We start from the raw sequence: 11965 nt of genomic DNA, 5'->3' as shown, positions 1-11965 counted from the left end.
CGCCGCCGCGCAGGCGGGCGTGGGGCGAGTCGGCCGAGCCGACGCCGGTCCCGCCGCTCGACTCCCCCGAGCACCAGGTGCCGGTCGACCCGTGGGAGGGGGTCGACACCACCGGCTGGGACCTGCACTCGGTCGAACTACCCGCGCTGCCACCGACGCTGCCCAACCCGGCGCCGCGGCACACCCCGCCCTTCCCGGCACCGCCGGTGAGCCCCTCGCCGGTCCCACCGCCGCCTGTCACCGCCCGGCCGGTCCCGCCACCGCCGCCGGCCGCCGCCCGGCCGGTTCCCCCGGCCACCGCCCGGCCGGTGTCGCCGCCTGCGGCGCCGCCCGCCCCGGCGAAGCAGCGTCGCCGCCGGCCCGCCCCGCCGGTCACCGCACCGCCCGGGTGGCGGCCGCCCGACGGGTACGCGCCCGTCCCGGTCCGCCGTCGGCGCCGCTGGCCCTGGGTGCTGCTGCTCACCGTCGCCTGCTGCTGCGGCGTCCCGCTCTGGTGGGCGGCGCCGGTCTCCAGCCAGTACCCGGCCAGCGCGGCGCTGCCCGACCAGGTCCAGGACCTGCGGCTGCGTGACGACGAGCGCAGCCAGGCGACGGCCGAACAGCTGAAGAACGAGGTACGCCAGGCGCACCTGCTCGCCGAGGACACCTTCGCCGGCGTCTACGGCACGAGCGACGACAAGCGGGTGACCCTGTTCGGCGGCACCGGGTTCCGGCTGACCCCGGAGTCGGACGCCGACGCCGAGATCGCCCGCCTCAAGGACCAGTACGCCCTGGGCGACGCCGTACCGATGGAGACCGGTGTCCGGGGCCGGTACGAGCGCTGCGCGGTGGGCCGGGCGGACGGCGACGCGGTGGTGGTCTGCACCTCGGTCGACCACGGCAGCCTGACCACCGGGGTCTTCACCCGGCTCTCCGTCGACGACAGCGCCCGCCTGCTGGACCAGCTACGCGCCGCGGTGGTGACCCCGAAGCAGTCCTGAACGGACACTCTCCGTCAGATCTCGAACACGTAAACCTGTTGCGCTTCACCTTTGTAGTTTGGGCGTTTCAGGGGAGAATCGGGACATGTCGCGGCGTTGGCTCTTCGCCGACCAACTGGGGCCGCACTTCCTCGACGATCGGAAGCAACCGGTCCTGCTCATCGAGTCGAAGGCGGTCTTCCGTCGCCGCGTCTACCACCGGCAGAAGGCGCACCTGATCCTCTCCGCGCTCCGCCACCGCGCCGCCGAGCTGGGCGACCAGGCGATCTTCCTGCGCGCCGAGACGTACGGGCAGGCGCTGAAGCAGGTCCGCGAGCCGCTGGAGGTGTGCCACCCGACGTCGCGGGCCGCCCTGGCGTTCGTCCGCGACCTGGACCGGGTCACCGTGCTGCCCGCCCGGGGGTACGTGACCAGCCTGGAGGACTTCGCCGACTGGGCCGACGGCCGCCGGGGCGCGTTGCGGATGGAGGCCTTCTACCGGTTCGCCCGGGAACACCACGGGGTCCTCCTGGACGGCCGTGACCCGGTGGGCGGCCGGTGGAGCTACGACACCGAGAACCGCGAGGCGCCGCCGAAGGACGGCAGGCTCGACGTGCCCGCCGCGCCGACGCCGAAGGAGGACGACATCGACGCGGAGGTCCGGGCCGACCTGGACCGCTGGGAGAAGCAGGGCATCCGGTTCGCCGGCCGGGACGGCCCGCGCCGCTTCCCCGCCACCGCCAAGGAGGCCACGGCCCGGCTACGGCACTTCCTCCGGCACCGGCTGGCCGCGTTCGGCCCGTACGAGGACGCCATGCTCGCCGGCGACCCCTGGCTGGCGCACAGCATGCTCTCGGCCGCGTTCAACCTGGGCCTGCTCGACCCAATGGAGGCGGTCCGGGGCGCGGAGCAGGCGTACCGGAAGCAGGGCGCGCCGCTGGCCAGCGTGGAGGGTTTCATCCGGCAGGTGATGGGCTGGCGGGACTACATCTGGCACACCTACTGGTACCTCGAGCCGTCCTGGCGGAACAGCAACGAGCTGGGCGCGCGGCGGTCACTGCCGGGCTGGTGGCAGGACCTGGACGCGGACGTGGTCGACGCGCACTGCCTGCACGACGTGCTCACCGGCGTCCGGGACCGGGCCTGGGTGCACCACATCCCCCGGCTGATGGTGCTCGGCAACTACGCCCTGCAACGGGGCTGGCGCCCAGCCGAGCTGGTCGAGTGGTTCCGGACCCGCTTCGTGGACGGCTACGAGTGGGTGATGACCGGCAACGTCGTCGGCATGAGCCAGTACGCCGACCTGGGCCGGATGACCACCAAGCCGTACGTCTCCGGCGGCGCGTACATCAACCGGATGAGCGACTACTGCGGCGGCTGCCGGTACGACCCGAAGAAGCGCCTCGGCGCGGACGCCTGCCCGTTCACCGCCGGCTACTGGGCCTTCCTGAACACCAACCGCGGCCGGATCCCGGCCAACGCCCGGATGGCCCGCACCATGAAACAGCTGGAACGCCTCACCGACCTGGACGCCGTGATCGCCCAGGAGAAGCAGCGGGGCAACGACCCGCCGTGACCGGTCCCCCGCCGGTCAGGCCGTCGGGTCGGCGGTGGGCTCGGCGCGCTTGGGCGCGTAGCGCGGGACGTACTCCTGGCCGGTGAGCTTCTGGATCTCGGCCATCAGCTCGTCGGTCATCTCGCGCAGCGACGTCCGGTCGTCGGACCGGCCGGTGAAGTCCAGCGGCTTGCCGAACCGGATGCTGATCTCCGCCCGGCCCGGCCGGGGCACCCGCGTCCCGATGGGCTGCGCCTTGTCGGTGCCGGTCACGCCGACCGGGATGATCGGCACGCCGGCCGCCACCGCCAGCCGCGCCGCGCCGGTCCGCCCCCGGTAGAGCCGCCCGTCCGGGGAGCGGGTCCCCTCCGGGTAGACGGCGACCAGGTCGCCGGCCTTGAGCACCGGGATGGCGGCGTCGAACGCGGAGAGGGCGGCCCGCCCGCCGGCCCGCTCGACCGGGATGGCGCCCAGCCCGGTCAGCACAAACTTGGAGAACGCGCCCTTCACGCCGGTGCCCTTGAAGTACTCCGACTTGGCCCAGAAGGCCAGGTGCCGGGGCACCACGGTGCCGAGGAGCAGCTCGTCGGCGACGGAGAGGTGGTTGCCCGCGAAGATCGCCCCACCGGTCGCCGGGATGTGCTCCAGCCCCTCCACATGCGGACGGAAGGCCAACCGCACCGTGGGCGCCACGATGAGCTTGCCGATGGTGTAGAGCAGGGGCACGGGTCCTCCGGCGATCGTACTGAGCAGGCGGTGTCACGGTAGCGGACGGTTCCACCACGGGCGGATCGGGTGGCCGGCCGCCCGCGCGGTGGTCCGGCGACGTCCCGCCGCCGGACCACCGTCATCACGAGCTCATACCCGCCGGACGGCCACCGTCACCCGCTCGCCCTCGCCGACCTCGCCGGCGAAGCCGTCGACGCCCTCGGCGAAGTCGACCGTGTCGGCCAGCACCTCCCGCGCCACGAAGTCGGTGTACGCGGCCACCGCCGCGCGGACCTCCTCCGAGGCCGAGACCGCCACCGCGATCCGGTCCGAGACGTCCAGGTCGGCGTCCCGCCGGGCCTGCTGCACCACCCGGACCACGTCCCGGGCCAGCCCCTCGGCGGCCAGCTCCGGGGTGACCTCGGTGTCCAGCACGACCACGCCCTCGCCGCCGGGCAGCGGCGCGGAGTGCTCGGCGTCGGCGGCGACCAGGCGCAGCTCGTACTCGCCCTCGGCGAGGGTGACCCCGGCGGCGACCGGGGCGCCGTCGACCAACTCCCAGTCCCCCGCCTTCACCGCCTTGATCACCTGCTGGACCGCCTTGCCGACCCGCGGGCCGAGCGCCCGGGGCACCACGGTCAGCACCTGCTGGCAGTACGCGGACACCTCGTCGGTGAAGACCACCTGCTTCACGTTGACCTCGTCGGCGACCAGGTCGGCGAAGGGCCGCAGCTGGGCGGCGACCGGCGAGGCCACGGTCAGCTTCGACAGCGGCAGCCGCACCCGCAGCCCCTTGGCCTTGCGCAGCGACAGCGCCGCGGAGGCGACCGCCCGCACGTTGTCCATCGCCGAGACGAGGTCGTGGTCGGCCGGGAACTCGTCCGCCGACGGCCAGTCGGTCAGGTGCACCGACCGCTCGCCGGTGAGGCCGCGCCAGATCTCCTCCGCGGTCAGCGGCGCCAGCGGCGCCACCACCCGGCAGAGCGTCTCCAGCACGGTCGACAGCGTGTCGAACGCGTCGGCGTCCCCGGACCAGAACCGGTCCCGCGAGCGGCGCACGTACCAGTTGGTCAGCGCGTCCAGGTAGGACCGGACGGTGGCGCAGGCGCCGGAGATGTCGTACGCGTCGAACTGCGCCTGGACCGTCGACACCAGCTCGTTCGTCTTCGCCAGCACGTACCGGTCGAGCAGGTGCGTCGAGTCGGTGCGACGGCGGGCCGTGTAGCCGTCCGCGTTGGCGTAGAGCGAGAAGAAGTACCAGACGTTCCAGAGCGGCAGCAGCACCTGGCGCACCGCGTCCCGGATGAGCGTCTCCGTCACCGCCATGTCGCCGCCGCGCAGCACCGGCGAGGACATCAGCATCCAGCGCATCGCGTCCGACCCGTACGAGTCGAAGACGTGGTAGACGTCCGGGTAGTTGCGCAGGCTCTTGGACATCTTGCGGCCGTCCGAGCCGAGCAGGATGCCGTGGCTGAGGCAGTTGCGGAAGGCCGGCCGGTCGAACAGCGCGGTGGCCAGCACGTGCATGGTGTAGAACCAGCCCCGCGTCTGTCCGATGTACTCGACGATGAAGTCGCCCGGGTAGTGGTGCTCGAACCACTCGCGGTTCTCGAACGGGTAGTGCACCTGGGCGAACGGCATCGAGCCGGACTCGAACCAGCAGTCCAGCACCTCCGGCACCCGGCGCATCATCGACTTCCCGGTCGGGTCGTCCGGGTTGGGGCGGACCAGGTCGTCCACCGCCGGCCGGTGCAGGTCGGTCAGGCGTACGCCGAAGTCCCGCTCGATGTCGGCCAGCGAGCCGTACACGTCGACCCGCGGGTGGTTCGGGTCATCCGACTTCCACACCGGGATCGGCGAGCCCCAGAACCGGTTCCGGCTGATCGACCAGTCCCGGGCGTTGGCCAGCCACTTGCCGAAGGAGCCGTCCTTGATGTGCCCCGGCGTCCAGTTGATCTGCTGGTTGAGCTCGACCATCCGGTCCTTGAACTTGGTGACCGCGACGAACCAGGAGGACACCGCCTTGTAGACCAGCGGGGTGTCGCAGCGCCAGCAGTGCGGGTAGGAGTGGGTGTAGGTGTCCTGCTTGAGCACCACCCCCCGCTCCTTCAGCTCCCGGATCACCGGCTTGTTCACGTCGAAGACCTGCTCGCCCTGGTACGGCGGGACCAGCGCGGTGAACCGGGTGTGATCGTCCACCGTGACGATGGTCGGGATGCCGGCCGCGTTGCAGGTGTTCTGGTCGTCCTCGCCGAAGGCCGGGGCCAGGTGGACGATCCCGGTGCCGTCCTCGGTGGTGACGAAGTCGGCGCCGAGCACCTGGTACGCGTTCGGCCCGGCCTGCTCGACCAGGAAGTCGTAGAGCGGGGTGTAGCGGCGGCCCACCAGGTCCCGGCCGTACACCGCGCCGACCTGCTCGTACCCCTCCAGTTCCTTGGCGTACGCGCCGAGCCGGGCGGCGCCGACCAGGTAGCGGTCACCGTCGCGCTCCAGCACCGCGTACTCGATGTCCGGGCCGACGGCGAGCGCCAGGTTCGACGGCAGGGTCCACGGCGTGGTGGTCCAGACGCCGAGCTTCACCGGCCCGCGCACCAGTTCCGGCGCGCTCTCGTCGGCGGTCAGCGCGAACCAGACCGACAGGGTCGGGTCGTGCCGGTCCTTGTAGACGTCGTCCATCCGGGTCTCAGTGTTGGACAGCGGGGTCTCGCACCGCCAGCAGTACGCCAGCACCCGGAAGCCCTCGTAGACCAGCCCCTTCTCGTGCAGGGTCTTGAAGGCCCACATGACGCTTTCCATGTAGTCCAGGTCGAGCGTCTTGTAGTCGTTGGCGAAGTCGACCCAGCGGGCCTGCCGGGTGACGTACCGCTCCCAGTCCTGGGTGAACTCCAGCACCGAGGTGCGGCAGGCCTCGTTGAACCGGGCCACGCCGAGGTCGAGGATCTCCGCCTTGGAGGTGATGCCGAGCTGCTTCTCGGCCACCACCTCGGCCGGCAGGCCGTGGCAGTCCCAGCCGAACCGGCGCTCGACGTGCTTGCCGCGCATGGTCTGGTAGCGCGGCACCACGTCCTTGACGTACCCGGTGAAGAGGTGGCCGTAGTGCGGCAGGCCGTTGGCGAACGGCGGGCCGTCGTAGAAGACGTACTCGTTCTTCCCGTCCTCGCCGGCGGGGCGGGCCTCGACCGACGCCTCGAAGGTCTTGTCGGCCGTCCAGTGCTCCAGGACCCGGCGCTCGACCGCGGGCAGGTCCGGGCTCGCCGGCACGCCGGCGGCGGTCGGGTCGTGCAACGGATAGGCCATCGGGGGTCGCTCTCCTCGCGCAGTCTCACGGTCGTGGGTCTGCGAGGACGAGCCTTCTCCGGTACGCCGTGACCGGCGCCCCGGGCCGGGCCCGCGGTACCACCCCGCTTGGCGGTCAAGGTGCGACCGCCCGCTCGTTGGCCGGCTGTAACGGGCCGATCCCGTCCGGTTCTACTGGGCCGGTCACCCGGCTGTTCTTCCGGAGGCTCGCCGGTGATGGCCGGGTCGTCGCCTGTGTGCCGTCAAGCGTACTCGATCGGGTACGGAGACCGCCGCCGAGTAATCTCGGCACGTGATCCGGATCGAGTTGGACGAGCCCACGCTGGCCCGTACCCGGATCGCCACCAGCCCGCTCTGGGAAGTCAAGTGCAGCCTCTACCTGCTGCAACGGCACCCGGACGAGGCACCCTGGCCGTACACCAGCTGGGCCCGGCACGCCCGCCGGGTGCTCGCCGAGTTGCCCGAGGCGGCCCCGGCGACGCTCTACCACCGGACCGGCCCGCGGTATCCGGACTTCCTCGGCCCGGTGCCGCCCGGCGCCAGCCCCACCATCGAGGAGGAACTGGCCGCGCTGCGCGCCACCCCCGCCGAGGTGATCGCCGAGCAGCTCCCCCGCTACCACGCCCCCGACGACCTGCCCGACTGGCTGTCCCCGTTCGTCACCGACCGGGAGGCCGCGCTGAACCGGCTCGCCGACGGCGTCCAGGCGTACTGGGATGCGGCGATCGCGCCCTGGTGGCCGGCCATGCGCGCGGCGCTGGACGAGGAGGTGCTGCACCGCGCCCGCGCGCTCGCCGCGCACGGCCCGGACGCGCTCCTGTCCGACCTGCATGAGCGGGTGCGCTGGGAGAAGCCGGTGCTGACCCTGGTCAAACCGCCGGAGCAGAGTTTCCAGGCGGTGGACCAGCGGCTGCTGCTGATCCCGCTGATCTTCTCCCGAGGCGCGCTGACCTGCTCCACCGACCATCCCGAGGTCGTCGCGGTCTCCTACCAGGCCCGGGGTGCTGTCGTGCTGGCGGACCGGCCGAACGGCGACACCACGCCGGGAACCCCCGCGACCGACCGACTCGCGGTGCTCGTCGGGCGGGGTCGGGCCCAGGTGCTGCGGGCGCTGGCCCGGCCCGCCACCACCGCCGGCCTGGCCGCCACCCTCGGGCTCGCGCCGAGCACCGTCTCGGCGCACCTCGCCGCGCTGCTCGCCGCCGGGGTGGTGCACCGCCGCCGGGCGGGACGGCGGGTCCTCTACGGCCTGGAGCCGGCCGGCCTGGCCCTGGTCACCCTGATCGGGGCGGACCCGGCGGCCGCCACCGCCTGAGGATTCGCCGCACACCGAATTCGTTTCCCCGTCCCGCCGTCCGTCCCTAGATTCCCGGCCATGAGCGAGTACGCGATCGAGGCGGCCGGGCTGCGCCGCACCTACCGCAGCCGAACCGGTTGGTTACGACCCCAGCGCCGGGAGGTCGAGGCGGTCCGCGGCGTCGACCTGACGGTCGGCAGCGGGGAGCTGTTCGGCCTGCTCGGCCCGAACGGCGCCGGGAAGACCACCACCATCAAGCTGCTGAACACCCTGCTCATCCCGAGCGCCGGCACCGCCCGGGTGTGCGGCCACGACGTGGTCACCCAGACCCGGGAGGTACGCCGTCGGATCGGCTACGTCTTCGGCGGTGACCGGGGCCTCTACGACCGGCTCTCGGCGCTGGACAACCTGCGCTACTTCGCCGAGCTGTACGGCGTGCCGGGGCGGGAGCAGAAGCGGCGGATCGGCGAGCTGCTGGAGCTGGTCCGGCTGGCCGGCCGGGAACACGAGCGGGTGGAGGGCTACTCCCGGGGCATGCGGCAGCGCCTGCACATCGCCCGGGGCCTGCTGCACCGGCCACAGGTGCTCTTCCTCGACGAGCCGTCCATCGGGGTGGACCCGGTGGCCGCCCGGGAGCTGCGGCAGACCGTCGCCGACCTGGCCGCGACCGGCACCACCGTGCTGCTGACCACGCACTACATGGCCGAGGCGGACGAGCTCTGCGACCGGATCGCGGTGATCGCCAACGGCACCATCCAGGCGCTGGGCACTCCGGCCGAACTGCGGCACCACGCGGACGGCCGGCAGGTGCTGGAGGTCGAGGCGTACGGGGTGAGCGACGACCGGCTCGCCGCGATCCACGCCCTGCGCGGCGTACGCGAGGCGAGCGTGACGGTCACCGGCGCGGCCCAGGTGCTGACCGTGCAGTCCGACGCGGGGGTGGACGTGCAGGCGGACGTGCTGCGCGAGCTGGACGGGGTCCGGCTGGGCCGGGTCAGCGCCCGGCAGCCCACCCTGGAGGACGCGTACGTGGCGATCGTCAACCGGGTGGACGCCCCGGCCCGCCCGGTGGCGGCGGTGCCGGCGTGAACCTGCTGCGCATGATCGGGGTGGGCCTGCTGCTGCACACCAAGCAGCTCAGCCGCTCCTCCTTCGAGATCGCCACCGCGCTGATCGTGCCGGTGGTGCAGGCGACCCTGGCGGTGTACCTGTTCCGGGCCGGCGGTGATCCCGGCCGGCTGCTGGAGGCCGCGGTCGGCGCCGGGCTGATGGGTGTCTGGTCGTCGGTACTCTTCGGCTCCGGCGGGGCGATCCAGCGGCAGCGCTGGCAGGGCACCCTGGAGATGATCATGCTGGCGCCGCGCCCGCCGGCCCTGATGATCCTCCCGATCACCCTGGCCACCGCGGTCACCGGCACGTACGCCATGCTCGCCACCCTGCTCTGGGGCCGGCTGCTCTACGGCATCCCGCTGGACTTCGCGCACCCGCTGCTGTTCCTGGTCGCGGTCCCCGGCTGCATCCTCGGGCTGGGCATGTTCGGCCTGCTGCTCGCCTCCACGTTCGTGCTGATGCGCAACGCCAACGCGCTGACCAACACGCTGGAGTACCCGATCTGGCTGGTCTCCGGGATGCTCGTGCCGCTCACCGTGCTGCCCGGCTGGACCGGCCCGATCGCCGCCGTGCTGCCCACCACCTGGGGTGCCCGCGCGGTGCACGAGGCGGCCGTCGGCGGCCCGGTCTGGCCGTCGCTGGGCATCTGCCTGGCGATCAGCGCCGGCTGCCTGGTCGCCGGCGCCCTGATGATGACGTACGTCGAGCGACGGGCCCGCGCCGCGGCCACCCTCGCGCTGGCCTGAGGGGACGACGACGATGGCACTCTTCCGGCTGATCGGCACCGGTGGCGTGATCGCCTACCGGGCTCTGTTCAACTGGACCACCCCGGCGATGTTCATCGGGTCGCTGCTGGTCGGTCCGATCTTCCAACTGCTCTTCTTCGCGTACCTGGGCCGGCAGCTCGGGGTCGCCGACGACCGCTTCTACATCGTCGGCAACGCGGTGCTCGCGGCCTCGCTCTCCTGCGTCTTCGGCGGCACCATGGCGGTCGCCAACGAGCGGCGCTTCGGCACCCTCGGGCACGTGCTGCTCTCCCCGCGCAGCCGCACCGCCGTCTTCCTCGGCCGGGTCCTCCCGTACGCGGGCAACGGCCTGCTCATCGCGGTGAGCACGCTGAGCGTCGGCTCGCTCCTGCTCGGCCTGCGGATCCCGGCGCAGGCCCTGCCGGCGCTGCTGGCGACCCTCGCGGTGGCGGCGCTGTCCTGCGGTTTCTTCGGCCTCACCCTGGGCGCGCTGGGGTTGCGGTTCCGGGACGTCTGGGTGGTCTCCAACGTCTCGGTGGCGCTGCTGCTCCTGCTCACCGGCGTGAACGTGCCCGCCGCCGGGCTACCCGGCTGGATGCGTGCGGTCGGCGAGGCGCTGCCCATCACCCACGCGGTGCAGGCCGCCCGCCACCTGGCCGCCGGTGAGGACTTCGCGGCGGCCGCCCCGGCGCTCGCCGCCGAGGCCGCCGTCGGCCTCGGCTACGCGGTGCTGGCCGCCGCCCTGCTCAAGCTCTTCGAAGCCGAATCCCGCCGCCGCGCCTCCCTCGACACCATGTGACCCGCTCCCCGGCCCGCCGCGCCATCCCGCCGGCGGGCCGGGGCCGCGGTCAGCGGGTGGGGGCGGGGAGGGTGGTGGTCCAGAGGGAGGTGCCGGCGCGGTCGCGCAGGTGCACGGTCAGGTCACCCGACTCGCCGTCGATGGCGACCTCACCGAAGTGCTGAAAGCCCTCGGCGGGCGAGGTGTTCGCCCGTGGCGGCGCGTGGACGAAGACCGTCTCCGGGCCGAAGGTGCCGTCCAGGGCGTTCGGCCCGAACGCGCCGGCGTGCGCCGGCCCGGAGACGAACTCCCAGAACGGGGTGAAGTCGCCGACCGCCGCGCGCGCCGGGTCGTAGTGGTGGGCGGCGGTGTAGTGCACGTCCGCGGTGAGGAAGACGAGGCCGGTGACGCCGGCCCGGTGCGCCGCCCGCAGCACCTCGGCGAACTCCAGTTCCCGCCCGGCGGGGGCACCGTCGTCGCCCTGCGCCACCCCCTCCTGCGCGCTGGGGCCGTCCGGCACCACCAGGCCGAGCGGCAGGTCGTTGGCGATCACCTTCCAGGTCGCCCGCGACCGGGTCAGCTCCCGGATCAGCCACTCCCGCTGCTCCCGGCCGAGCAGGCCCCGGTCCGGGTCGGCGTACGTGTTGCCGTCGTTGGGGTCCTTGTACGTGCGCATGTCGAGCACGAAGACGTCCAGCAGCGGGCCGTACGACAGCCGGCGGTAGAGCGGACCGCCGGCGGGGACCGGCAGCCACTCGTGGAACGCCTGCCGGGCCCGGGCGGCGAGCACGTCCACCCGCTTCTCCGTGTACCGGTCGTCGGTGAGGATCTGCCCCGGGTACCAGTTGTTGCGTACCTCGTGGTCGTCCCACTGGTTGATCTGCGGCACCTCGGCGGCGAACGCGCGCAGGTGCTCGTCGAGCAGGTTGTACGCGAACTGCCCGCGGTACTCGCCCAGCGTCTCGGCCACCTTGCTCTTCTCGGGCGTGACCAGGTTGCGCCAGACCCGCCCGTCCGGCAGCGTCACACGCTCGGTGAGCGGGCCGTCGGCGTAGACGGTGTCCCCGCTGCACAGGAAGAAGTCGGGCCGGCGCTCCCGCATCGCCCGGAAGATCGCCATGCCGTCGAAGTCCGGGCTGATGCCCCAGCCCTGCCCCGCGATGTCGCCGGTCCAGACGAACCGCACGTCCCGCCGGTCGTGCCGGGCCGGCGCCGTGGTGAACGAGCCGGTCAGCGGCTCGCTGTGCACCCCGGGCCGGTCCAGGCTCTCCACGCTCACCCGGTAGTAGAGCCGCTCCCCCGACGGCAGGCCGCGCAACCACATCCGGCCGGTGCCGTCGGTCGACGGATCCACCACCGGGCCGCGCAGCAGCCGGGCTCCGCGCAGGTCGGGGCGGCGACTCACCGCCACGTGCATCCGGCCGGGGCGGTCGGCGCGGGTCCACACCAGCGCGGACTCCGCGGTCACGTCGCCGCTCTGCACACCGTGCGTGAGCACCGGTCGGTCGGCCGGCC

8 protein-coding genes and 1 pseudogene are annotated in these 11965 nt (G+C 73.0%); 6 read left to right on the top strand and 3 right to left on the bottom strand.

From position 1 onward, the window contains the following. Both ACWEVO_RS15785 and ACWEVO_RS15780 read left to right on the top strand, forming a co-directional pair. Nucleotides 1-980, top strand: a pseudogene (locus ACWEVO_RS15785) (hypothetical protein); the annotation flags it as partial. Between the two features lie 85 nt (nucleotides 981-1065). After that, nucleotides 1066-2535: a cryptochrome/photolyase family protein gene (locus tag ACWEVO_RS15780; RefSeq protein ID WP_452308243.1), complete on the top strand. Its 1470-nt coding sequence runs from the start codon at nucleotides 1066-1068 to the stop codon at nucleotides 2533-2535. A 15-nt stretch (nucleotides 2536-2550) separates the two neighbouring features. On the opposite strand, the gene ACWEVO_RS15775 is transcribed toward ACWEVO_RS15780, so the two are convergent. Further along, a complete protein-coding gene (locus ACWEVO_RS15775; RefSeq protein WP_452308242.1) occupies nucleotides 2551-3240 on the bottom strand; it encodes a lysophospholipid acyltransferase family protein in 690 nt (229 codons plus the stop codon). A 132-nt stretch (nucleotides 3241-3372) separates the two neighbouring features. Continuing rightward, nucleotides 3373-6519 (bottom strand): isoleucine--tRNA ligase, encoded by a 3147-nt coding sequence (ileS, locus tag ACWEVO_RS15770; RefSeq protein ID WP_452308241.1) that lies wholly within the window; start codon nucleotides 6517-6519, stop codon nucleotides 3373-3375. A 292-nt stretch (nucleotides 6520-6811) separates the two neighbouring features. On the opposite strand from ileS, the gene ACWEVO_RS15765 reads away from it, so the two are divergent. From ACWEVO_RS15765 to ACWEVO_RS15750, 4 genes are read left to right on the top strand one after another with little or no spacing between them, the layout of a single operon-like run. Further along, nucleotides 6812-7834, top strand: a complete 1023-nt coding sequence (locus tag ACWEVO_RS15765; protein ID WP_452308240.1) for an ArsR family transcriptional regulator — start codon at nucleotides 6812-6814, stop codon at nucleotides 7832-7834. 60 nt (nucleotides 7835-7894) lie between these two features. Beyond that, nucleotides 7895-8905, top strand: coding sequence for an ABC transporter ATP-binding protein (locus tag ACWEVO_RS15760; protein WP_452308239.1), 1011 nt, complete (start codon nucleotides 7895-7897; stop codon nucleotides 8903-8905). Next, a complete protein-coding gene (locus ACWEVO_RS15755; RefSeq protein WP_452308238.1) occupies nucleotides 8902-9672 on the top strand; it encodes an ABC transporter permease in 771 nt (256 codons plus the stop codon). The genes ACWEVO_RS15760 and ACWEVO_RS15755 overlap by 4 nt, the downstream gene beginning before the upstream one ends. 13 nt (nucleotides 9673-9685) lie before the next feature. Then, nucleotides 9686-10471 (top strand): ABC transporter permease, encoded by a 786-nt coding sequence (locus tag ACWEVO_RS15750; RefSeq protein ID WP_452308237.1) that lies wholly within the window; start codon nucleotides 9686-9688, stop codon nucleotides 10469-10471. A 49-nt stretch (nucleotides 10472-10520) separates the two neighbouring features. Here the strand turns inward: ACWEVO_RS15750 and ACWEVO_RS15745 are convergent. After that, nucleotides 10521-11965, bottom strand: a 1445-nt coding sequence (locus tag ACWEVO_RS15745) for an alkaline phosphatase D family protein (RefSeq protein WP_452308236.1), incomplete at its 5' end; no start/stop codon positions are given.

The sequence above is a fragment of the Micromonospora sp. NPDC003776 genome, assembly GCF_053605645.1.
The sequence above is the reverse complement of the archived record's forward strand: the minus strand, read 5'-3'. Positions and strand labels throughout refer to the sequence as shown.

Coding starts and splice junctions, on each gene's coding strand:
- ACWEVO_RS15760 (WP_452308239.1), top strand. CDS start 7,895: ATGAGCGAGTACGCGATCGAGGCGGCCGGGCTGCGCCGCACCTACCGC.
- ileS (WP_452308241.1), bottom strand. CDS start 6,519: ATGGCCTATCCGTTGCACGACCCGACCGCCGCCGGCGTGCCGGCGAGC.
- ACWEVO_RS15780 (WP_452308243.1), top strand. CDS start 1,066: ATGTCGCGGCGTTGGCTCTTCGCCGACCAACTGGGGCCGCACTTCCTC.
- ACWEVO_RS15750 (WP_452308237.1), top strand. CDS start 9,686: ATGGCACTCTTCCGGCTGATCGGCACCGGTGGCGTGATCGCCTACCGG.